Raw genomic sequence first — 21,918 nt, 5'->3', positions numbered from 1 at the left:
TGCGCCAGCACGGCACGCGCGTATCGTAACGCGGCCGTGGCTCGGCCAAGTGGTGTTCGGGTTTCTCGGTAAGGACTTTGCTAAAGAGCGTCCGGCGGCCTACAGCTCGCCGGCGTCGATCGCTTCCTTGACTTCCTGCGCGTGCGCGACCTGCTCCGGGGTGTAGCCGATGAACAGCGCCATGCAGCCCACGATCACGGCGGCCCCGGCGACCCACAACAGGCCGTAGGTGTAGCCGTGGTCGAGCGCCTGCAGTTGCAGGTCGTTCATGAACTTCACCGGGCCGGTGGTGCCGCCCAGGTACAGGGTGCGCGAGGTGATCACGGCCTGGATCACGGCCAGCACCAGCGGACCACCCAGGCTCTGCAGCATCAGGGTGAGCGCCGACACCGGGCCGATCTGGTCGAAACCGACACCGGCGATCGCGGCCAGGGTCAGCGGGACGACGACCATGCCGATCCCGATGCCGCCCACCACGATCGGCATCACCAGGTTGGGGAAGTAGGACACGCCGCGGTGCATAAACATCGAGCCGTAGATCATCGCGCCCAGCAGCAGCCAGCCGCCGCCGATCGTCAGGACCCGCGGCGAGAGCCGCGACACCAGCTGCGAGGACACGCCCAGGCCGATCCCCATCGCGATGACGAACGGGATGAAGCCGACGCCCGCGCGCAGCGCGCTGTAGCCCAGGATGTCCTGCACGTACAGGCCGATGCAGACGGTGAGGCTGAACATCACGCCGCCGGCGACCAAGATCGCGCTGAAGGTGACCAGCCGGTTGCGGTCCTTGAACAGTTCGAACGGGACGACGGGGTTTTCGGCCGTGCGTTCCACGATGACGAAGGCGATCGCGGCGCCCAGGGCCACCACACCCGAACCGATGGTCGTGATCGAGATCCAGCCCCTTTCCGGCCCCATCGAGAAGGCGAACACCGCCGCGGTGCAGGCCAGCGTGGCCAGCATGGCGCCGGCGGCGTCGAGCTTCATCCGCTCGCGGTTGGTCTCGCGCAGGGCGGTGCGGGCCAGGTAGATCATCACCAGGCCGATCGGCACGTTCACCATGAACGCCAGCCGCCAGGAGTATTCGGTGAGGAAGCCGCCGACGACCAGGCCCATCACCGAGCCGACGGCGGTCATCGCCGCGAACACGGCCGTGGCGGCGTTACGCGCGGGTCCCTTGGGGAAGGTGGTGGCCACCAGAGCCAGGCCGGTCGGTGAGGCGATGGCAGAGCCGACACCCTGCGACAACCGGGCGATGACCAGCGTGACCTCGTCCCAGGCGACCGCGCACAACACCGAAGAGATGGTGAACAGCGCGACGCCGACGATGAACGTGCGTTTGCGCCCGATGGTGTCGCCAAGGCGGCCTCCGAGCAGCATCAGCCCACCGAAGGTCAGCACGTAGGCGGTGATCACCCAGCTCCGGCCGGCATCGGACAAGCTGAGCTCGTTCTGAATCTTAGGAAGCGCGACGATTGCGACCGTGCTGTCCATGGTCGCCAGAAGCTGCATTCCACCGATCGCGATGACCGCGGCTATGAAGCGCCGAGAAGGTAACCACGTGGGGTAATACCTGCTCAGACGTTCGGAGGCGGTCTCGGCCGGGCGCTCCGTGCGCTCCGTGGCCGGACGATCCGGGCGCGCGGAACTACCTTGGAGCACCGCGCGCTCTGTGTCGTTGAGAGCCGTCATAACTGGTTACCTTACAGTAATCTTAAGAATTGTTTAAACGCCGAATCCGGCGACCGGCCCGATCACGATGATCGCGGGAGGTCGAATTCCCTCCGCGCGGACCTTTTCCGGCGTGTCGGCAAGCGTCGCCCGCAACGTCTGCTGCGCGGCCGTCGTCCCATGTTGGACGACGAGGACCGGCGTATCCGCAGGTCGGCCGCCTTTCATCAGCGCGTCGGCGAAAAGTTCGATCCGCTCGACCGCCATCAGCAAAACAATCGTGCCCGACATCGCGGCCAAAGCATTCCAATTCACTAACGATTCCGGGTGCTCGGGCGCGAGATGGCCGCTGACCACCACAAACTCGTGATTTGTGGCCCGATGGGTGACCGGAACGCCCGCCAGAGCAGGCACAGCTATGGCGCTCGTCACACCGGGCACCACGGTGACCGGAATGCCGGCGTCGGCGCACGCCAGCACTTCTTCATATCCGCGCGCGAACACGAACGGATCGCCGCCCTTGAGGCGCACGACGAAGCTGCCCGCCCGGGCGCGCTCGATCATCACGGAATTGATGGCGTCCTGGGCCATGGCGCGGCCGTAGGGGATCTTGGCGGCGTCGATGACCTCGACGTGCGGCGGCAGCTCGGCCAGCAGTTCCGGCGGCGCCAGCCTGTCGGTGACGACGACGTCGGCCTGGGCCAGCAGCCGGCGCCCCCGCACGGTGATCAGCTCGGGATCACCGGGGCCTCCCCCGACCAGCGCCACCCCGCCGCGCATCACGTCCGTGCTCTCCGGGCTCTCCGGGCCTTCCGGGGTGATCACGCCCGTCTGCAGCGCTTCGCGGATGGCCGACCGTATCGCGGCCGAGCGCCGGTGCTCGCCCCCGGCCAGCACGCCCACCGACAGCCCGGCGTAGCCGAACGATGCGGGGGTGACGGCGCTGCCCGCCACCGCGATGTCGGCGCGGACGCAGAAGACTTGGCGCCGATCGGCCTCCTCGACCACCGCCGCGTTCACCGCCGGGTCGTCGGTGGCCGCGATCGCATACCAGGCGCCGTCCAGGTCGCCGTCGCGATACTCGCGCAGCTCCAGAGTGATGCCCACCATCGCCTCGACGGCGGGAGTCGCGCTGCGGGAGACGACGTGCACGTCCGCGCCGCTGGAGATAAGCAACGGTAGCCGGCGCTGGGCGACCGTGCCGCCGCCGATCACGACGACCTTCTTGCCCGCCAGACGCAGTCCCACCAGGTAGGGGCTCTCGGTCACCGGGCCAGCCTACTGGCGGGATGCGCGACCGCTCGCGAGCCGACGACGCGGCATCATGGCCGGCTACGGGAAAACGTGCTGGTCGTTGCGCGGTCCAATGCTTAGTGGAAACGCTCGTAGAAGGACGCCGTTCGGCCGCTACCGGTTGCCGGACCTGTTGGGCCGAGGCGGCATGGGAACCGTCTACGTCGCCAGCGGAATGCAGGTGTTGGCGCTGCCGGGGTAGCCACGCGCAGCGGCATGCGCGACGAAGCGGGCGACGGCGTGCGGCGCGGCCGCGGGATGGGTGTGCAGGTACGACGCGTGCACGCCGGCGTGCACGGCCCCTTCGGCCACGCGCAGCGTGCCTGGGCTCCGGTACGCCCAGGCCGGGGAATGGCCGCCGGTGAAAGTGGCTTCGGTGCGGTGGAATTCGTGGCCGACGACGCGCTCGCCGGCGCGGTACAGCGGGGAATCGGCGAGCGCGACGGCGTCGCGGTACCCGAGGTTCAGGCGCTCGGTGAAGCGCGCCGAGCCGGCCAGCACGTCGCACATCGGGTGCCCGTCGAGCTCGGAGACCAGGTAGATCAGCCCGGCGCACTCCGCGTGGACCGGTGCGCCGGCCGCGGCCAGCTCCCGGATCTGCCCGCGGGCGAGGTCGTTGGCCGACAGCTCCGCGGCGAACTGCTCGGGAAAGCCGCCGGGCAGGGCCACCGCGTCCGTGCCGTCGGGCAGGGCGTCGACGAGCGGGTCGAATTCGACGACGTCCGCGCTGGCGGCGCGCAGCAGCTCGGCGTGTTCGGCGTAGCCGAAGCTGAACGCCCGGCCGGAGGCCATCGCGACAGTGGCTTGGTGCGCGCCGGCGGCCTCGCCCAGCGCGGCGGCCGGGTCCCAGGGCGGGTCGGTGACCCCGCTGGCAGCGGCCGCGACGACCGCGGCGAGATCGACATGGCTGGCCACCAGGTCGGTCATCGCGTCCACCGCGCTGCGCGCGTGCCGCCCGTATTCGACGGCGGTGACCAGCCCCAGATACCTTGTCGGCAGCTCCAATTCGGCGACGCGCCCGATAGCGCCGAGGACCGGCACACCGGTCTGCTCGCAGGCCTGCCGCAGCACCGCCTCATGCCGGGCCGATCCGACCCGGTTGAGGATCACCCCGGCGATGCGGGTCGCCGGGTCGAACGTCGAAAAACCGTGCAGCAGCGCGGCGATGCTGTGGCTTTGGCCACGCGCGTCGACGACCAGGACCACCGGCGCGCCCAGCAGCGCCGCCACCTGAGCGGTGCAGCCCGGCGCCGGCCCGACGGAGGTGTCGGTGATCCGCCCGTCGAACAGGCCCATCACGCCTTCGACCACGGCGATGTCGGCGCCCGCGGCGCCGTGCGCGTACAGCGGGCCGATCAGCCGCTCCCCCACCAGCACCGGGTCCAGGTTGCGGCCCGGCCGTCCCGCGGCCAGCGTGTGGTAACCGGGATCGATGAAGTCCGGGCCCACCTTGAACGGCGCCACGGAGTGGCCGGCCCGTCGCAGAGCGCCGATCAAACCCGTTGCGATCGTGGTCTTTCCGCTGCCCGACGTGGGCGCGGCCACGACGACCGCCGGCGGGGCGCTCACCACTCGATGCCCTTCTGGCCCTTGCGTCCGGCGTCCATCGGGTGCTTGACCTTGGTCATCTCGGTGACCAGGTCGGCCGCCTGCACCAGCCGCGGCGGGGCGTCACGCCCGGTGATCACCACGTGCTGGTGGCCCGGGCGGGCCAGCAACGCCGCCAGCACGTCGTCGACGTCGACCCAGCCCCACTTCAACGGGTAGGTGAACTCATCGAGCACATAGAAGTCGTGGCGCTGCGCGGCCAGCCGGCGGGCGATCTCCGCCCAGCCGTCGGCGGCGGCCGCGGCGTGATCGGGTTCGCTGCCGGCCTTGCGGGTCCAGGACCAACCGGCGCCCATCTTGTGCCACTCCACCGCGCCGCCGATTCCGTCGCGGTCGTGCAGCTCGCCGAGCCGGCGGAACGAAGCCTCCTCGCCCACCTTCCATTTCGCGCTCTTGACGAACTGGAAAACGGCGACGTCCAGGCCCGCGTTCCACGCCCGCAACGCCATGCCGAACGCCGCCGTCGACTTCCCCTTGCCCGCACCGGTGTGCACCGCGAGGATGGGCGTGTTGCGCCGCGCCCGCGTGGTCAGGCCATCGTCGGGGATTTCGCGGGGCCGGCCCTGGGGCATGGTTCAGGCCACGCTGCGCACGGTCTGGGTCAGGTGATCGGCGTGCAGCTGCTCGAGCCGCACGGCGGGCGCGCCGAGCTGGCGGGCCAGCTGCCCGGCCAGTCCCAACCGCACGTACGACGTCTCGCAGTCCACCACCACCGCGGCCACACCCTCGGCGACCAGCCGGGCCGCCGCGATCCGGCTGCGGCCCAACGGGTCTGCGCCCGCGGTGGCCCGGCCGTCGGTCAGCACCACCAGCAGCGGCCGGCGGGCGCGGTCGCGGATCCTTTCCCGCATCACCAGCTCGCGCGCCGCCTGCAGGCCCTCGGCGAGCGGTGTCCGGCCGCCGGTGTCGAACCGGGCCAACCGTCGGCTCGCGATGTGCGCCGACGACGTCGGCGGCAGCAGCAGCCGCGCCCCCTGACCGCGGAACGTGATCACCGCGACCTTGTCGCGCCGCTGGTAGGCGTCGCGCAGCAGCGACAGGGTGGCGCCGCTGACGGCGGCCATGCGGTCGCGGGCGGCCATCGAGCCCGAGGCGTCGACGACGAAGATCACCAGGTTGCCCTCGCGGCCCTCGCGCACCGCCCGGCGAACGTCGTCGGGCCGGGGCCGCAGCGGCCCCGCGGTGGCGCGCCCGGCGGCCGACAGCAGGGTGGCGAACATGTGCAGACCGCCGGTGGCCTGCGCGCTGTCGGTGGCCTGCACCACCGCGCCGAACCGGTTGCGGGCGCGCGAGCGCCGGCCGGGCGCGCCCTGCCCGACGCCCGGAACAGTCAGCGCGCGGGTGCGGAAGACCTGCGACGGCGGCGCGCTGGGGCGCGGCGGCGACGGCTTGCCGTGCGACTGCGAGTTTTGTTGCGCGCCTGGCTCGTCGGCGGACCGACCGCCGCCCGGCGGATCGGGCTCTGGATCGGGATCTGCCTGTCGCAGGGCCTCGTCCAGCTGGTCGGGGTCGAGGCCGTGGGCGTCGAATGGGTCCCGGCGCCGGCGGTGCGGCAGCGCCAACTTGGCCGCCACCCGGATGTCCTGCTCCTCGACGGCGTCCGCGCCGCGCCAGGCCGCGTGCGCCACGGCGGTGCGAGCCACCACCAGATCGGCCCGCATGCCGTCGACGTCGAACGCCGCGCATAGCCCCGCGATCCGTCGTAACTCGTTGTCCGGCAACACCACATCGGCGACGGCGGCGCGGGCGGCGGCAATGCGACGGGCCAGCCCCGCCTCGGCGTCGGCGTGGCGTTCGGCGAAAGCGTCCGGATCCGCCTCGTAGGCCATCCGCTGCTCGATGACGCGCACCCGCACGTCGACGTCGCGCGAGGCGTGCACGTCGACGGTGAGGCCGAACCGGTCCAGCAGTTGGGGCCGCAGTTCACCCTCCTCCGGGTTCATCGTGCCGATCAGCACGAAGCGGGCCTCGTGCGAATGCGAGATGCCGTCGCGTTCGACGTGCACCCGGCCCATCGCGGCCGCGTCGAGCAGCACGTCGACCAGGTGGTCGTGCAGCAGGTTGACCTCGTCGACGTAGAGCACGCCGCCGTGGGCGCGGGCCAGCAGGCCGGGCGAGAACGCGTGCTCGCCGTCGCGCAGCACCCGCTGCAGATCCAGCGAGCCGATCACCCGGTCCTCGGTGGCCCCCAGCGGCATCTCGACCAGGTCGCCGTCCAGCAGCGCGGCCAGGCCCCGCACGGCCGTCGACTTCGCGGTGCCCTTCTCGCCGCGGATCAGCGCCCCGCCAATGTCCGGCCGCACCGCGCACAGCAGCAGCGCCAGGCGCATCTGATCGTGTCCGACGATCGCGCTGAAGGGGTAGGGCCTCACCGCTGCCCCGCCGGTCCGGGCCGCACCATGGGCAGGTGCGGGATGCCGTCGTCGATGAAATCGTCTCCGTCCCGGACGAACCCGTGCTTGGCCCACATGTCCGCCAGGTACGTCTGCGCGTCGATCCGGCACGGGAAGTCGCCCACCTCGGCGAGGGCGGCGCGCAGCAACCGGGTGGTATGCCCCTGGCCGCGGGCGCTGCGCTTGGTGCACAACCGGCCGAGCCGGAACGCCTTCTCACCCCCGGCGTGCTCCTCCATCAGCCGCAGCGTGCAGATCACCTCGCCCTCGGCGGTTTCCAGCCAGAAGTGCCGGGTCTCCGCCAGCAGGTCGCGTCCGTCCAGCTCCGGGTAGGGGCAGGCCTGTTCGACCACGAACACCTCCACCCGCAGCTTGAGCAGCTCGTAAAGGGTCTGGGCGTCAAGGTCTTTGGCCCACATCCGGCGCAGCGCTTCAGTCACGACACACCCAGCCCCAGCACCTTGTTGCTCCACGACCACACCTCGTCGAACAACGCCGGTTCCTCGGACAGCCGGGCGCCCAGCGACGGCACCATCTCCTTGAGCGCGGGCAGCCAGGACTGGTAGCGGTCGGCGAAGCAGCGCTGAAGGACGTCGAGCATGATCGGCACCGCCGTCGAGGCGCCGGGCGAGCCGCCGAGCAGCCCGGCGATGCTGCCGTCGGCGGCGCCGACCACGGAGGTGTTGAACTCCAGCACGCCGCCCCGGCGCCGGTCCCGGCGGATCACCTGCACCCGCTGGCCCGCCACCGTCAGCTCCCAGTCCGAATCGCGTGCGCCGGGCGCGAATTCGCGCAGGATCTGGACCCGGTCGGCCTCGGTGAGCCGCAGTTGGCCGATCAGGTAACCCAGCAGCTTCAGTTCGGTGACGCCGACGCCGAGCATGGAGCCCACGTTGTTCGGCCGCACCGACCGCGGCAGGTCGCTGAAGTGCCCGTGTTTCAAGAACTTCGGCGACCAACCGGCATACGGGCCGAACACCAGCCACGACTTTCCGTCGACAAAGCGCAGGTCCAGGTGCAGCGCCCCGAGCGGCGGCGCCCCGGGCGACGGGGCGCCGTAGACCTTGGCCCGGTGCGCGGCGGTCAGCGCCGGGTTGTCGGTGCGCAGGAACCTGCCGCCGATCGGGAAGCCGGCGAAACCCTTGATCTCGGCGATGCCGGACTTCTGCAACAAGGTCAGCGTGTCGCCGCCGGCCCCGGCGAACACGAATTTGGCGTTCAGTTTGCGCATTTCGCCGGTGCGGCGGTCGCGGACCGCCAAGGCCCAGCTGCCGTCGGGCTGCCGTGACAGGTTGCGGACCTCGTGACCGAACAGCGCGGTGGTGCCGTTGCGTACCGCGTAGCCGACGAGTTGTTTTGACAGCGCACCGAAGTCGACGTCCGTGCCGTCCTGTGCCCAGTTCAGCGCGACGGGTTCGGCGAAGTCACGGTCGGCGGCCATGAACGGCAGCCGCCGGGCGAACTCGTCGGGGTCGTCGATCATTTCGGTGCGGGCGAACAGCGGGTTGTGCGCCAGGGCGGCCCGGCGGCGCCGCAGGTAGTCGACGCCGGGTGCCCCGCGCACGAAACTGGCGTGGGGGACGGCGTTGAGGAAGCTGCGGTCGGTCAGGATGCCGTTTTCCATGGCGTACGCCCAGAATTGGCGGGTGAGCTGAAACTCCTCGTTGATGCGCACGGCCTTGGTGATGTCGATCGAGCCGTCGGGCCGCTGCGGGGTGTAGTTCAGCTCGCACAGCGCGGAGTGCCCGGTGCCGGCATTGTTCCAGGGACTGCTGCTTTCAGCGCCGACGGTGTCCAGGCGCTCCACCAGGGTGAGCGACCAGTCCGGCTCCAGCCGCCGCAGTAGCGCGCCCAGGGTGGCGCCCATGATGCCCGCGCCCACCAGGACCACATCCGTTCTGGCTACCTGCGACACGTCCCCAAGGTTATCCCGATGTGTCTAAGCTGGCCCCGTGACCGTCTGGGCGACTGACTGGGTGCCCGATGTCCTGCCCGGCTACTGGCAGTGCACGATCCCGCTCGGGCTCGATCCGGCCGGTGAGGGCGAGATCGTCGCCACCCTGATCCGGCGCGGAGAGCCCACCCGTACCGAGCACGCGGTGCTGGTGATCCACGGCTTCACCGACTACTTCTTCCACACCGAACTGGCCGCCCACTTCGCCGACCGCGGCTTCGCCGTCTACGCGATGGACCTGCAGAAATGCGGCCGGTCGCGGCAGGCCGGTCAGACCCCGCACTTCATCACCGACATGGCCCGCTACGACACCGAACTCGAGCACGCGCTGCGGATCATCGACGCGGAAACCGGCTCCGCCCGGGTGCTGACGTACGGCCACTCCACCGGCGGCCTGATTCTCGCGCTGTGGCTGGACCGGGTGCGGCGGCGGGGCGCGACGGCCCGCGCCGGCATCGGCGGCCTGGTGCTCAACAGCCCGTGGCTGGATCTACAGGGTCCGGCAATCTTTCGGTTGCGGATGACGTCGGCCACGATCGCCGCCCTGTCGCGGGTACGCACCAAGGGGGTCATCCGCGGTCAGGGCAACGGCGGCTACGGGTCCAGCCTGCACCGCGACTACCACGGCGAGTTCGAGTACAACCTGGACTGGAAGCCGTTGGGCGGCTTCCCGATCAGGCTGGGCTGGCTGCACGCCATGCGACGCGGGCAGGCGCGGCTCCAGCGCGGGCTTGACGTCGGCGTGCCCAACCTGATCCTGCGTTCGGACCACACCGTGCGCGAGGACGCCGGGCCGGACGCCCTGCAGCGCGGCGATGCCGTGCTCGATGTCACCCAGATCGCCCGGTGGGCGGGGTGTATCGGGAACCGCAGCACTATCATTCCGGTGACCGACGCCAAGCACGACGTGTTCCTGTCGCTGCCCGAGCCGCGCCGGTTGGCCTATCACCACCTCGACCACTGGCTGAACCATTACCTCAACGCCCGAGACAACACGATGGAGACCCATGACGTCCTATGACCTCGCGATCATCGGAACAGGCTCGGGCAACAGCATTCTCGACGAGCGCTACTCCGACAAGCGGGTGGCGATCTGCGAACAGGGCGCTTTCGGCGGCACCTGCCTGAACGTCGGGTGCATCCCGACGAAGATGTTCGTCTACGCGGCCGAGGTCGCCAAGACGATCCGGAGCGCGTCGCGGTACGGCGTCGACGCGCATATCGACAGGGTGCGCTGGGGTGACATCGTGTCCCGCGTCTTCGGCCGGATCGACCCGATCGCCCTGGGCGGCGAGGACTATCGGCGGTCCTCGCCGAATATCGACGTCTACGCCCAACACACCCGCTTCGGCCCGGTCCAGGCCGACGGGCGCTACTTGTTGCGCACCGACGCCGGCGACGAACTCACCGCCGACCAGGTGGTGATCGCGGCGGGTTCGCGGCCGATGATCCCGCCGGCCATCCTGGCGTCCGACGCCGACTACCACACCAGCGACACCGTCATGCGGATCGCCGAATTGCCCGAGCACCTGGTGATCGTCGGAAGCGGTTTCGTGGCAACGGAATTCGCTCACGTCTTCTCCGCGCTCGGGGTACGGGTGACGGTGGTGATCAGGGGTGCCACGCTGCTGCGACATTACGACGACACCCTCAGCGAGCGGTTCACCCGCATCGCGGGAACCAAATGGGAGTTGCGCACGCACCGGCAGATCGTCGGCGCGGCCAACCGCGGCTCCGGCGTGGCGCTGGAACTCGACGACGGCAGCACGCTGAACGCCGACATGCTGCTGGTGGCGGCCGGCCGGTTGTCCAACGCCGATCGGTTGGATGCCGAAAAGGCCGGCGTGGAGGTCAGGGACGGCCGGGTGATCGTCGACAAGTACCAACGAACTTGCGCGCGTGGAGTTTTCGCACTCGGGGACGTCTCGTCGCCGTATCAGCTCAAGCATGTCGCCAACCACGAGGCCCGCGTCGTGCAGCACAACCTGCTCCGCGACTGGGATGACACCGCGTCGATGCGGGTCACCGACCACCGGTTCGTGCCGTCTGCGGTGTTCACCGATCCCCCGCTGGCCTCCGTCGGCCTCACCGAAAATCAGGCCATCGCGCGGGGATTCGATATCACGGTGAAGGTCCAGGACTACGGCGACGTCGCGTACGGCTGGGCGATGGAAGACACCACCGGGTTCGTCAAACTGATCGCCGACCGCAAGAGCGGGTGCCTGCTGGGCGCGCACATCATGGGTTATCAGGCTTCGTCGATCATTCAGCCGCTGATCCAGGCGATGAGTTTCGGGTTGACCGCCCCTGAGATGGCGCGCGGCCAGTACTGGATCCATCCGGGGTTGCCCGAGGTGGTGGAGAACGCCCTGCTGGGGTTGCGCTGATCAGAGTTCCGAGAGGAATGTCGAGAGCCCCCAGAAGCCGAGCCAGGTCCACAGGCCGGTGGTTGCGGCGATCGGGTTGCCGATCGCGTTGACCAGCCCCATCGGATCGCCGGCGAGCAGTTGCTGCATCCCGTCGGCGAACAGCGTGAGGTCATACTGCGGGACCGAGATGAACGCCGCGGCCGCCAGATCCGCCATCGGAGTCAGCAGCGGCACGCGGTTGTCGGCGACCGCCTGCACACCCTGGACCAGCGAATCCGCCGTCGGGATCGTGAGCGCGGGCAGCACCGGCACCGGCGACGCGATGCTGGTCAGGTACGACGACGACGCGGTGGTCACCACCGGCTGGCCGCCGGTGATGTCGTTGACGAACGCGCCGACGCCCTGCCCCGCCCCCGAGACCAGGTCGCGCGCGATTGTCAGCGGGTTGACGGACGGGAACAGCCCGAACCCGGTCGGCACGTCGGCGTACCCGGTGGAGTAGCCGTAGTGGGGGTCGCCGTATCCCAGGTTGACCAGGTACGTGAGGTCCGGTTGCAGTAGATCCGCCAGCGGGTTGCCGATGAGCGGGATGGCACGCAGCGGCAGCAACATCGGCAAACCGTCGTAGGTGATCATGTAGTAGTTGGTCGCCACGTCGGCCGGGGACGTCGGCAGACTCACCAGGTGCGCCCCGGCCGGCAGGTTGAACGGGTCGATGCCCCCGTAGGCACCGTGGATGAACATGATGCCCGCCATCGCATTGAGGTCGGACAGGACGTTGATCGGATACCGCGGGAAGTCGGCGTAGCCGTCGTACTGCAGCGTGACGACATTGGTGTGGTAGGGCGTGCTGGCAGGCGTCGCGCCGTAGAAATCCATGCCGATGCTCGGCAGGCTCAGGCCGGCGAATCGCGACAGCAGGCCCCCATTGGGGTTCATCGGATTACCCAGCAGGGTGAAGCTGATCTGGCCCTGGTACGGGTTTGCCTGCGAGGCGAGCAGATTCATCTCGAGCGAGGAGATGATGGAACTCTGCGAGTAGCCCGCCACGGTGACGTTCTTGCCCGCCGTGAGCTGCTCCTTGATGGCGGTATCCAACAGGGCCAGCCCCTGCGCGACGGAGGCCTTGAGGGTCTGGGTGTTGTAACCGGTCAGCGGATACAGGCTCTCCGGCGTGTAGACGCCCTGCGAGCTGGTATGCGGGAAGACGACGTACTTCAGGACCGCGTCGATGTAGGCCTGCGGGGGTGTCGGCATGCCGCTGCCGCCCATGACCAGCGCGGCGAAATCCACGGCGGCGGCGTTAGTGGCCTCGGTCTGGGCGTAGGCGAGTCCGCTGCCGGCCAGCGTTTGGGCGAATGCTTCGTGGAAAGCCGTCGCTCGGCCGACCAGCTGCTCGAAATCCCGGCCGTAGGAGCTGAACAGTGCCGCGATAACCGTCGAGGCCTCGTCCTTGGCCGCCGCGGCCAGATTGGTGGTCCGGGCCGCGAAGGCTTCGCCCGCCGAGCCGAGGACCGCCCGGATTTCCGTCAGATCGGCTGCGGCCGCTGCCAGCGTGTCCTGCTGGAAGCTGACAAACGCCATTGCACCCTCGCTCTGCGCCCCGACCGACCCCTGAACCTACGACGCCGATCATTTCATCGAAAAGTCAGCGCTGTTGGCACCGGGGGCAGAGACCGTGGAGTGTCAGGCCGGCGCGCTCCGAAAGCGCGAACGAGCTGCCCTCCATCGCGTGTTCCAGCGCCGAGCTGAGCTGACGCGCGGGCACCTCGATGATCGACCCGCATTGGGTGCAGACCGCGTGATGGTGCGGCGCGGTGGCCAAGCCGTAAGTGGTCACACCGGTGTCGAGGGTCAGCGCGTGCAGCACGCCCTGATCGACCAGGGTGGTCACGGTGCGGTAGATCGTCGCCACGTCGGGCGGTTGGGTGCCGGCGGGCAGGCTCTCACGCACCCGCTGGTGGATCTCGGCCACCGGCAGGTGCCCATCGATCGGCTCGAGCACGGCCAGTACCTGGATCCGTGATGCCATCCGCCGCAGCCCTCGAGCGCGCAGGAATTCACCGATCCGTTCGCTGACGGCCGGGTCGAACTCGGAAGGCTTAGGACCCATGCGTTCAGTGTCGCGCCCGACACCGGGTATTGCCAGTGTTTCGCCGCTCCGCTCTTGCAAACTACTTGCATTCGATTCGTCGGCGAACCTACAGTCGCGACATGGCCGGCTGGTTGTCGAGGCTGCGCGGCGCCCTGTCGCCCGTTGAGTGGTGGCGGCTGGGGGCCATGTTGGCGGTGATCGTCGCCCTGCACCTGCTGGGCTGGATCATCCTGGTATTCGTGGTCGATCCCGCACGGCTCAGCCTGGGCGGCAAGGCATTTGGCATTGGGGTCGGCGTGACCGCCTACATCCTGGGGCTGCGGCACGCCTTCGACGCCGACCACATCGCCGCCATCGACAACACCACCCGCAAGCTGATGAGCGACGGGCAGCGCCCCCTGGCCGTCGGCTTCTTCTTCTCGCTGGGCCACTCCACCGTGGTGTTCACACTGGCCGCGCTGCTGGCGACCGGGCTGAAGGCCGTCGCCGGCGGGGTTCAGGACGATTCCTCCGTGTTGCACCACTACACCCGGCTCATCGGCACCGGCATTTCGGGCGCTTTCCTTTACCTGATCGCCATTCTCAACGTCGTCGTCCTGATCGGCATCTTGCGGGTGTTCGCCCGCATGCGCCGCGGCAGCTATGACCCGGAGACAGACGCGGCGGAATTGGAACACCACCTGGACAACCGCGGGCTGATCAACCGCGCCCTCGGCCGGTTCACCAAGTCGATCACCAAGTCCTGGCACATGTATCCGGTCGGGTTACTGTTCGGACTGGGCTTTGACACCGCCACCGAGATCGCGCTGCTGGTCCTGGCCGGCACCAGCGCGGCGGCCGGACTGCCGTGGTACGCCATCCTGTGTCTGCCCGTCCTGTTCGCCGCGGGCATGTGCCTGCTGGACACCATCGACGGCTCGTTCATGAATTTCGCCTACGGCTGGGCGTTTTCGAGTCCGGTGCGCAAGATCTACTACAACATCACCATCACCGGATTGTCGGTGGCCGTCGCGCTGCTGATCGGGACCGTCGAACTGCTGGGCCTGTTCGCCGACCAGCTGGGCTGGCGGGGCGGGTTCTGGGACTGGATCGGTGGGCTGAATCTCAACATGGTCGGCTTCGTCGTCGTCGGCATGTTCGTCGCCACGTGGGCCGTCGCCCTGCTGGTGTGGCGGTTCGGCCGCGTCGAGGAGAGGTGGGCCACCGCCCACCAGCGCGCCGGCGCCGCTGAAGGGTAACGCCCGGTTCGGGTGTAGAACAGGGTGATGCATGAGCTATCGCTCTGCGAGGCGATCGCCGGTCTGGTCAGGTCGCACGCCGGTGGACGCCACGTCGACGTCGTCCGCGTGCGTATCGGCGCCCTGCGCCAGGTGGTGCCGGACTCGCTGTCGTTCTGCTGGACCCTGATCCGGGAGTCCGAGGACATGCCCGACGCCGAGCTCGAACTCGAATGCGTGGCCGCCGAGGTCAAGTGCGGGTCGTGTGGCAAGCGGTCGGAGATCACCTCGGCGTGGTCGATCTGGTGTCCGCAGTGCGACAGCTCCGACGTGGAGGTAGTTTGCGGCAACGAGTTCCTGGTGACGTCACTCGACGTTTCGTGAAAGGCGTTCATTGCGAACGGGTTTGATATGGCCATTTCACCGCGATACCACCCGGTCATCATGCAAACGAATTGCATGATGACTCCTGCAAACGATTTGCAAGGCGGGCGGAAATGGTGAGCGTCTATTCGAAATGCCCTGCGGCACAAGGAATGAACTGGCCAGCAACGGGGCTGTAAAACACCTGTTCATTAGCAGGCAAAGGCGTCAACGTTGACAATGTACGAGGGCGGGAGTAGACCCAAAAACAGCGCTGCGCAAGTGGGCCGACGGTCGACTCCGGCGGCGCAGGGGCTCCAGCCCGCCCCGGAAAGCTGCAGCATGCCAACTGAAGCAGCAGTCAAAGCAGAAGAAACATTGATCCACGTTCTATGGATTAATGCGGGCCTAAGTTGTGACGGTGATTCGGTGGCGTTGACTGCCGCCACCCAGCCCAGCGTGGAGGAGATCGCACTAGGCGCGCTTCCCGGTCTCCCGCAGGTCGCCGTTCACTGGCCCCTTATCGATTTCGAGTGCGGTCCGACGGGAGGGGCGGACGATTTCCTCGAGTGGTTCTTCAAGGCCGATCGCGGCGAGCTGGAGCCTTTCGTGCTCGTCGTAGAAGGATCCATCCCCAACGAGAAGATCAAGGAAGAGGGCTACTGGTGCGGGTTCGGCAACGACCCGGCCACCGGCCAGCCGATGACCACCAGCGAATGGCTCGACCGGCTGGCGCCCAAGGCCACCGCGATCGTCGCCGTCGGCACCTGCGCCACCTACGGCGGCATCCACGCGATGGCCGGTAACCCGACCGGGGCGATGGGCGTGCCCGACTACCTTGGCTGGGGCTGGAAGAGCAAGGCCGGCATTCCGATCGTTTGCGTCCCCGGCTGCCCGATCCACCCGGACAACCTGTCGGAAACGCTGACCTACCTGCTCTACATGGCAACCGGCCAAGCCCCGATGATCCCCCTCGACGACGCGCTGCGCCCCAAGTGGTTGTTCGGCAACACCGTGCACGAAGGCTGTGACCGGGCCGGCTACTACGAGCAGGGTGACTTCGCCACCGAATACGGGTCGCCGAAATGCATTGTCAAACTTGGCTGTTGGGGCCCTGTTGTCAAGTGCAACGTGCCCAAGCGAGGCTGGATCAACGGCATCGGCGGTTGCCCGAACGTCGGCGGCATCTGCATCGGGTGCACCATGCCCGGCTTCCCGGACAAGTTCATGCCCTTCATGGACGAACCGCCGGGCGGCAAGGTTTCCACCACCGCGTCGGGCCTGTACGGATCCGTGATTCGCAACCTGCGGCACATCACGGCCCGCACCGTCGACAAGGAACCACGCTGGCGCCACAACGGGAACCAGCTCACCACGGGAGCCCGCCGCACCTGGTAGGTGCGGTCAGGCTCAGGTCTTTTCGAGTTCCAGACAGTTCCTTCAGAGCCGTCCAGGCGGAGAGCAGTATTTGCTATGACAACAATCATTCCCGAGCCGTCAACGTCCAAGCGGGAACCCGGCCAGCTCGTCGAGATGGCGTGGGATCCGATCACCCGGATCGTCGGCAGCCTCGGCATCTACACCAAGATCGATTTCGAGAACCGAGAAGTCGTCGAGTGCCACAGCACGTCGTCGATCTTCCGCGGCTACTCGATCTTCATGAAGGGCAAGGATCCCCGCGACGCCCACTTCATCACCAGCCGCATCTGCGGCATCTGCGGCGACAACCACGCCACCTGTTCCTGCTACGCGCAGAACATGGCGTACGGGGTGAAGCCGCCGCACATCGGTGAATGGATCGTCAACCTCGGCGAGGCCGCGGAATACATGTTCGACCACAACATCTTCCAGGAAAACCTGGTGGGCGTTGACTTCTGCGAGAAGATGGTCGCCGAGACCAACCCGGGTGTGCTCGCCAAGGCCGAGAAGACCGCGGCACCGCACGCCGACGCGCACGGGTACAAGACGGTCGCCGACATCATGCGGTCGCTTAACCCGTTCAGCGGCGAGTTCTACCGGGAGGCCCTGGCGGTCAGCCGCTGGACGCGAGAGATGTTCTGCCTCATGGAGGGTCGCCACGTGCACCCGTCCACGCTGTACCCCGGCGGCGTCGGCACCGTGGCGACCATCCAGCTGATGACCGACTACATGACCAGGCTCATGCGGTACGTGGAGTTCATGAAGAAGGTCGTGCCGATGCACGACGACCTATTCGACTTCTTCTACGACGCGCTGCCCGGCTACGAGAAGGTCGGTCTGCGCCGCACCCTGCTCGGGTGCTGGGGCTCCTTCCAGGATCCCGAGGTGTGCAACTTCGAGTACAAGGACATGGAGCGCTGGGGCAACGCGATGTTCGTGACCCCGGGCGTGGTGGTCGACGGCAAGCTGGTCACCCACTCGCTGGTCGACATCAACCTCGGTATCCGCATCCTTTTGGGCAGTTCGTATTACGACGACTGGACCGATCAGGAGATGTTCGTCAAGACCGACCCGCTGGGCAACGCGGTGGACCGGCGGCACCCCTGGAACCAGCACACCAACCCGCACCCGCAGAAGCGCGACATGGAGGGCGGCAACTACAGCTGGGTGATGTCGCCGCGCTGGTTCGACGGCAAGGATCACCTGGCGCTGGACACCGGCGGCGGTCCGCTGGCCCGGCTATGGTCGACCGCACTGGCCGGCCTGGTGGACATCGGCTACGTCAAGGCCACCGGTAGCAGCGTGCAGATCAACCTCCCCAAGACCGTGCTGAAAGGTCCGGTGGAATTGGAGTGGAAGATCCCCAAGCACGGCAGCAACACGATCGAACGCGACCGGGCGCGCACCTACTTCCAGGCCTATGCGGCAGCGTGCGCGCTGCATTTCGCCGAGAAGGCACTCGCCGAGATCCGGGCCGGGCGCACCAAGACGTGGGAGAAGTTCGACGTCCCCGACGAGGGCATCGGATGTGGGTTCACCGAGGCGGTCCGCGGCGTGCTCAGCCACCACCTGGTGATCAGGGACGGCAAGATCGCCAACTACCACCCCTATCCGCCCACCCCGTGGAACGCCAACCCGCGCGACAGCTACGGCACGCCGGGCCCGTACGAGGACGCGGTGCAGGGCCAGCCGATCTTCGAGGAGAACGACCGCGAGCACTTCAAGGGCATCGACGTCATGCGCACTGTCCGCAGCTTCGACCCGTGTCTGCCCTGCGGTGTGCACATGTACTTGGGCAAGGGCAAGACGCTCGAGAGACTGCACACCCCGACGCAGTCGCCTGTCGAGGAGTAGACCTCATGGCGGATCGCCCGGAAACCCCAGCAGTACAAGCGCAGTGGCGTGCGGCGGGCGATCGGATCCAGACGCTGCTGGATTCATTCGCGGCGGGCGGAGCGGCTGCGCATGAGCGCGCCCAGCAACTGGTCCGGGAGGTGGTCGGGCTCTACGGGGCCGGGCTGGAACGGATCTTGGATCACGTCGCCGCGCTCTCCGACGCGGTGTTGACCGAGCGGCTGGCCACCGACGACCTGGTGGCCAGCCTGCTCCTGGTGCACGGCCTGCATCCGCATGACGTGCACCGCAGGGTGTCCGACGCGCTGGACGGGGTGCGCCCCTACCTGGGTTCGCACGGCGGCGACGTCGACCTGCTCGGGGTGAGCGACGGCGGTGTGGTGCGCCTCGCTTTCAAAGGCAGCTGCAAGAGCTGCCCGTCGTCGGCGGCGACGCTGGAACTCGCGGTCGAGGACGCGGTGCGCGCGGCGGCGCCCGAGGTCACCGCCATCGAGGTCGAGGCGCCCGACCGCGCCAGCAAGGGCAGCGTGATCCCCGCCGAATCGCTGCTGGCGCCCCTGCATTCGAACGGCCACGGCTGGCACCGGCTGCCGGAGGTGGCGGAGCTGGCGCCCGGCGAGGTGGCCGGCTTTCTGGTCGCGGGGACCACGGTGCTGATCTGCCGCGTCGGTGACCAGACGCTGGCCTACCGCGACCACTGCCCCCTCTGCCGAGACACGCTGGCGGGCGCGCGACTCGACCGGGAACTGCTGCGCTGTCCGCGCTGCCGGACGGACTTCGACGTGGTGCACGCCGGCGCCGCGCGCAATGACCCGAATGGCGCCCACCTCGAGCCGCTGCCGCTGCTGCCCCGCGACGGCGTGCCGTCGGTGGCGCTGAGCGAAGGGACACCGGTGCCGGCATGACCACTCCGTACGACGTGCTGGCCCGCATCACCAGCAACCGCCGGGCGCCCGAACCGGCCGAAGAGCGGTGCGAGATGTGCAACGAGCAGATCGCCGACGAACACCAGCACGTCGTCAATGTCGCCGCCCGGCAATTGATGTGCGTGTGCCGGGCCTGCTATCTGCTGTTCACCGACAGCACCGCCGAGTTGCGCTACCGGGCGGTGCCGGACCGGTATCTGGCATTCGACGACTTCGCCCTGGACCGCCGGGCGTGGGAGGCGCTGCAGATCCCCGTCGGCGTGGCCTTCTTCTTCACCAATTCGGAACTGGGGCGCACCGTCGCTTTCTACCCCGGTCCGGCCGGGGCGACGGAATCCGAACTGGACCTGGAAACCTGGAACGCGCTGCACGGCACCGACTCTCGGATCGAGCTGCTGACCGACGACGTGGAGGCACTGCTGGTCCGGCTGCCCGAGGACCCCAATGGCGGCGCCGAGCCGCAGAGCTACCTCGTCCCGATCGACGCGTGCTACGAGTTCGTCGGCCGGCTGCGCATGCTGTGGCGCGGCTTCGACGGCGGCCAGCAGGCCCGCCAGTTCATCGACGGCTTCTTCCAACACATCGCGGAACGCTCCCGGCGGATGCCACGGCAGGCACCGTCATGACCGAATCGCTCGACGTGAACTTCACCGTCCTCGACGTGACGCCCGAGCCCTACACCGTCACCCCCGTGCTGACGGCCCGCATCGGGGTCGCCGCGACCACCGACGACCCGGTGCACGCCATCGCGCTGCGCTGTCAGGTCCGCATCGAGCCGCTGCGACGTTCCTACTCCGACGACGAGGCGGCGGGGCTGAACGACCTGTTCGGGCCGCGCGAACGCTGGGCCACCACCCAGCGCACGTTTCTGTGGCAGCACTGCACCGCGATGGTGCCCGGATTCTCCGGCAACACCACGGTCGCGCTTCCGCTGGACTGCACCTACGACTTCGAGGTGGCCGCCGCCAAGTACCTGCATGCGCTGCGCGACGGCGCCCTGCCCCTCCAATTCCTGTTCAGCGGAACCATTTTCGTCAAGGCCGAGCGCGGCTTCTCGGTGCAGCAGGTCTCCTGGGACTGTGAGGACCGCTACGACATGCCGGTGACGGCCTGGCGGGAACTGATCACCCAGCACTTCCCGAATACGGGTTGGGTGCGGCTGAACCACGACACCGTCGCCGCGCTGTCCCGCTACAAGTCGGCACACGGGATGCTCGACCTCGACCACGCCGTCACCACGCTCATCGCCGATGCGTCGCATTCGGAGGCGGTGCAGTGACTTCTTCTCCTGACACCTACGCCCGGGTGCGCACCGTCGCCGACGCCGTGCTCTACGAGGGCTACCTGCTATACCCCTACCGCGGGACCTCAAGCAAGAACCAATCCCGTTGGCAGTTCGGCGTCTTGGGCCCGCCCGGGGCGGCCGCGGCCGGGCTGGGCGAAGACGACACGCTGGCCGCGCAGTTCCTGGTGGACGGCGCCCGGGCGATCACGCTGGTGGTGCGGTTCCTGCAGCTGCAGCACCGCCGCGCGGAGCTTCAGGTGGATTACGGCTTCGAGCCGGTCGAGCAACTGACCACGCCGTCCGGCGCCTGGCTTACCTGGGACGAGGCGGTCGAATGCGAGGTGTCCTTCGGGCCGCTCGCGTTCGACGATCCCGACCGGCGCTGGGCCCTGCCGGTCGCCGCGGCCGCGGCGGTCGACGTCGAACCCCTCAAGGTTGGCCGCCTGGTCCGCGAACGGCAGGACGTGCGCGGCGAGCTGACGGTGTCCGCCGAACCCGACGGCGACCTACTGCGGGTCTCGCTGCGGCTGAGCAACGTCGGCGCCGCGCCCACCGACAAGACCGATTCGATCGCCCGTTCCCTGATCGGCGCCCACGTCATCGCCGAAGTTGTTGGCGGCCGGTTTATCTCGCTGCTCGAACCGCCGTCCGGCGCGGCCGAGGCGGTGTCGCGGTGCGGCCAGCATCGCTGCTTCCCGGTGCTGGCCGGCCCGCCCGGAAACGACGACATCCTGCTGGTCTCGCCGATCATCCTCTACGACCACCCCGAGGTTGCCGAACAGAGCAAGACCGCACTGTACGACTGCACAGAGATCGACGAAATCCTCACCCTGCGGGTGATGACGATGACCGACGAGGAGAAGGAGCAGGCCCGGGCCACCGACCCGCGGGCGGCGCGGATCATCGACCAGTGCGACGCCATGTCACCGGAGGCCATGGCGCGGCTGCACGGCGTGCTGCGCGACCCGCACGCCCCAGACGTCGGGGCCGTCCGGGACGGGTTGGTGCCCGAGGTCCCCGAGGGCATCGACTGGTGGGATCCGCTGGCCGACACTGCGGTTCGCCCAGAGATCGACGCGGTCCTGGTGAACGGCGTCCCGGTCGCGCGGGGCAGCCGCGTCATCCTGCGGCCGAGACGCAACGCCGACGCCCAAGACATCTTCGTCGCCGGCAAGATCGCCCGCGTCACGTCCGTGCACGAGGACGTCGAGGGCAACAAGCACGTCGGCGTGGTGGTCGAGGACGACCCGGCCGCCGAGCTGCACGACTGGTACGGCCGCTACTTGTACTTCTCCCCCGACGAAATCGAGCCGCTGGAACCACAGGAAGTCACCGAAAGGAGTTCGACATGGAGGTCTTAGGTTGGGTGTTCGTCGCCCTGCTCGCGATCGTGGTCGCGGCGGCACTTGCGATGGGGCTGGTGTCCCTGCCGGACGCGAAGCGTTACCTCAAACTGCGGCGCATGTAACCG

At 68.5% G+C, this 21,918-nt stretch carries 20 protein-coding genes; 11 read left to right on the top strand and 9 right to left on the bottom strand.

What is annotated here, in order from left to right:
* Positions 1-99 precede the first annotated feature (99 nt).
* The 7 genes from AC5Y5V_RS26305 to mqo form a co-directional block, all read right to left on the bottom strand.
* Positions 100-1,692 carry an MFS transporter gene (locus AC5Y5V_RS26305; protein WP_499940981.1) on the bottom strand — a complete coding sequence of 531 codons (1,593 nt, stop codon included), beginning with the start codon at positions 1,690-1,692 and terminating at the stop codon, positions 100-102.
* Positions 1,693-1,725: 33 nt separating this feature from the next.
* Complete coding sequence (gene cobA, locus AC5Y5V_RS26300) at positions 1,726-2,940, bottom strand: uroporphyrinogen-III C-methyltransferase (RefSeq protein ID WP_499940979.1); 1,215 nt, start codon at positions 2,938-2,940, stop codon at positions 1,726-1,728.
* Positions 2,941-3,123: 183 nt separating this feature from the next.
* Positions 3,124-4,533, bottom strand: coding sequence for a cobyrinic acid a,c-diamide synthase CobB (locus AC5Y5V_RS26295; protein ID WP_499940977.1), 1,410 nt, complete (start codon positions 4,531-4,533; stop codon positions 3,124-3,126).
* Positions 4,530-5,144 carry a cob(I)yrinic acid a,c-diamide adenosyltransferase gene (gene cobO, locus AC5Y5V_RS26290; RefSeq protein ID WP_499940975.1) on the bottom strand — a complete coding sequence of 205 codons (615 nt, stop codon included), beginning with the start codon at positions 5,142-5,144 and terminating at the stop codon, positions 4,530-4,532. Before cobO ends, AC5Y5V_RS26295 begins: the two co-directional genes overlap by 4 nt.
* A 3-nt stretch (positions 5,145-5,147) precedes the next feature.
* Complete coding sequence (locus AC5Y5V_RS26285) at positions 5,148-6,944, bottom strand: magnesium chelatase subunit D family protein (protein WP_499940973.1); 1,797 nt, start codon at positions 6,942-6,944, stop codon at positions 5,148-5,150.
* Positions 6,941-7,405 carry a GNAT family N-acetyltransferase gene (locus AC5Y5V_RS26280; protein ID WP_499940970.1) on the bottom strand — a complete coding sequence of 155 codons (465 nt, stop codon included), beginning with the start codon at positions 7,403-7,405 and terminating at the stop codon, positions 6,941-6,943. The genes AC5Y5V_RS26285 and AC5Y5V_RS26280 overlap by 4 nt, the downstream gene beginning before the upstream one ends.
* Positions 7,402-8,880: a malate dehydrogenase (quinone) gene (gene mqo, locus AC5Y5V_RS26275; RefSeq protein WP_499940968.1), complete on the bottom strand. Its 1,479-nt coding sequence runs from the start codon at positions 8,878-8,880 to the stop codon at positions 7,402-7,404. Before mqo ends, AC5Y5V_RS26280 begins: the two co-directional genes overlap by 4 nt.
* Before the next feature lie 61 nt (positions 8,881-8,941).
* Between mqo and AC5Y5V_RS26270 the strand changes: the two genes are divergently transcribed.
* Both AC5Y5V_RS26270 and mtr read left to right on the top strand, forming a co-directional pair.
* Positions 8,942-9,940: an alpha/beta hydrolase gene (locus tag AC5Y5V_RS26270; RefSeq protein WP_499940997.1), complete on the top strand. Its 999-nt coding sequence runs from the start codon at positions 8,942-8,944 to the stop codon at positions 9,938-9,940.
* Positions 9,927-11,306 carry a mycothione reductase gene (gene mtr / locus AC5Y5V_RS26265; RefSeq protein WP_499940966.1) on the top strand — a complete coding sequence of 460 codons (1,380 nt, stop codon included), beginning with the start codon at positions 9,927-9,929 and terminating at the stop codon, positions 11,304-11,306. The genes AC5Y5V_RS26270 and mtr overlap by 14 nt, the downstream gene beginning before the upstream one ends.
* On the opposite strand, the gene AC5Y5V_RS26260 is transcribed toward mtr, so the two are convergent.
* Together AC5Y5V_RS26260 and AC5Y5V_RS26255 are read right to left on the bottom strand one after the other, a co-directional pair.
* Positions 11,307-12,872 (bottom strand): PE family protein, encoded by a 1,566-nt coding sequence (locus tag AC5Y5V_RS26260; protein WP_499940964.1) that lies wholly within the window; start codon positions 12,870-12,872, stop codon positions 11,307-11,309.
* Between the two features lie 64 nt (positions 12,873-12,936).
* Positions 12,937-13,401 (bottom strand): Fur family transcriptional regulator, encoded by a 465-nt coding sequence (locus AC5Y5V_RS26255; protein WP_499940962.1) that lies wholly within the window; start codon positions 13,399-13,401, stop codon positions 12,937-12,939.
* A gap of 101 nt (positions 13,402-13,502) precedes the next feature.
* On the opposite strand from AC5Y5V_RS26255, the gene nicT reads away from it, so the two are divergent.
* The 9 genes from nicT to AC5Y5V_RS26210 all read left to right on the top strand — a co-directional run bounded on the left by nicT (position 13,503) and on the right by AC5Y5V_RS26210 (position 21,915).
* Positions 13,503-14,621 carry a Nickel transporter NicT gene (nicT, locus tag AC5Y5V_RS26250; protein ID WP_499940960.1) on the top strand — a complete coding sequence of 373 codons (1,119 nt, stop codon included), beginning with the start codon at positions 13,503-13,505 and terminating at the stop codon, positions 14,619-14,621.
* Positions 14,622-14,648: 27 nt separating this feature from the next.
* On the top strand, positions 14,649-14,984 hold the full coding sequence (locus tag AC5Y5V_RS26245; protein WP_499940958.1) for a hydrogenase maturation nickel metallochaperone HypA: 336 nt from the start codon (positions 14,649-14,651) through the stop codon (positions 14,982-14,984).
* Positions 14,985-15,305: 321 nt separating this feature from the next.
* Positions 15,306-16,361 (top strand): NADH-quinone oxidoreductase subunit B family protein, encoded by a 1,056-nt coding sequence (locus AC5Y5V_RS26240; protein ID WP_499940956.1) that lies wholly within the window; start codon positions 15,306-15,308, stop codon positions 16,359-16,361.
* A gap of 75 nt (positions 16,362-16,436) precedes the next feature.
* Positions 16,437-18,236, top strand: a complete 1,800-nt coding sequence (locus AC5Y5V_RS26235; RefSeq protein WP_499940953.1) for a nickel-dependent hydrogenase large subunit — start codon at positions 16,437-16,439, stop codon at positions 18,234-18,236.
* A gap of 5 nt (positions 18,237-18,241) precedes the next feature.
* Positions 18,242-19,141, top strand: coding sequence for a NifU family protein (locus tag AC5Y5V_RS26230; RefSeq protein WP_499940951.1), 900 nt, complete (start codon positions 18,242-18,244; stop codon positions 19,139-19,141).
* Entirely contained in the window at positions 19,138-19,788 is a 651-nt protein-coding gene (locus tag AC5Y5V_RS26225) for a DUF5947 family protein (protein WP_499940948.1), read from the top strand. Before AC5Y5V_RS26230 ends, AC5Y5V_RS26225 begins: the two co-directional genes overlap by 4 nt.
* Complete coding sequence (locus AC5Y5V_RS26220) at positions 19,785-20,441, top strand: DUF6084 family protein (protein ID WP_499940946.1); 657 nt, start codon at positions 19,785-19,787, stop codon at positions 20,439-20,441. The genes AC5Y5V_RS26225 and AC5Y5V_RS26220 overlap by 4 nt, the downstream gene beginning before the upstream one ends.
* Positions 20,438-21,808, top strand: a complete 1,371-nt coding sequence (locus AC5Y5V_RS26215; RefSeq protein ID WP_499940944.1) for a hypothetical protein — start codon at positions 20,438-20,440, stop codon at positions 21,806-21,808. Before AC5Y5V_RS26220 ends, AC5Y5V_RS26215 begins: the two co-directional genes overlap by 4 nt.
* The gene (locus tag AC5Y5V_RS26210) at positions 21,796-21,915 is read left to right on the top strand and encodes a DUF6893 family small protein (RefSeq protein ID WP_499940942.1); all 120 of its coding nucleotides are present in this window, start codon (positions 21,796-21,798) and stop codon (positions 21,913-21,915) included. Before AC5Y5V_RS26215 ends, AC5Y5V_RS26210 begins: the two co-directional genes overlap by 13 nt.
* Positions 21,916-21,918: the final 3 nt, after the last annotated feature.

The organism is Mycobacterium sp. NGS68 (genome assembly GCF_059812195.1).
The sequence above is the reverse complement of the archived record's forward strand: the minus strand, read 5'-3'. Positions and strand labels throughout refer to the sequence as shown.

Coding starts and splice junctions, on each gene's coding strand:
- cobO (WP_499940975.1), bottom strand. CDS start 5,144: ATGCCCCAGGGCCGGCCCCGCGAAATCCCCGACGATGGCCTGACCACG.
- AC5Y5V_RS26230 (WP_499940951.1), top strand. CDS start 18,242: ATGGCGGATCGCCCGGAAACCCCAGCAGTACAAGCGCAGTGGCGTGCG.
- AC5Y5V_RS26245 (WP_499940958.1), top strand. CDS start 14,649: ATGCATGAGCTATCGCTCTGCGAGGCGATCGCCGGTCTGGTCAGGTCG.
- nicT (WP_499940960.1), top strand. CDS start 13,503: ATGGCCGGCTGGTTGTCGAGGCTGCGCGGCGCCCTGTCGCCCGTTGAG.
- AC5Y5V_RS26235 (WP_499940953.1), top strand. CDS start 16,437: ATGACAACAATCATTCCCGAGCCGTCAACGTCCAAGCGGGAACCCGGC.
- AC5Y5V_RS26255 (WP_499940962.1), bottom strand. CDS start 13,401: ATGGGTCCTAAGCCTTCCGAGTTCGACCCGGCCGTCAGCGAACGGATC.
- AC5Y5V_RS26240 (WP_499940956.1), top strand. CDS start 15,306: ATGCCAACTGAAGCAGCAGTCAAAGCAGAAGAAACATTGATCCACGTT.
- AC5Y5V_RS26305 (WP_499940981.1), bottom strand. CDS start 1,692: ATGACGGCTCTCAACGACACAGAGCGCGCGGTGCTCCAAGGTAGTTCC.
- AC5Y5V_RS26260 (WP_499940964.1), bottom strand. CDS start 12,872: ATGGCGTTTGTCAGCTTCCAGCAGGACACGCTGGCAGCGGCCGCAGCC.
- AC5Y5V_RS26220 (WP_499940946.1), top strand. CDS start 19,785: ATGACCGAATCGCTCGACGTGAACTTCACCGTCCTCGACGTGACGCCC.
- mtr (WP_499940966.1), top strand. CDS start 9,927: ATGACGTCCTATGACCTCGCGATCATCGGAACAGGCTCGGGCAACAGC.
- AC5Y5V_RS26225 (WP_499940948.1), top strand. CDS start 19,138: ATGACCACTCCGTACGACGTGCTGGCCCGCATCACCAGCAACCGCCGG.
- AC5Y5V_RS26210 (WP_499940942.1), top strand. CDS start 21,796: ATGGAGGTCTTAGGTTGGGTGTTCGTCGCCCTGCTCGCGATCGTGGTC.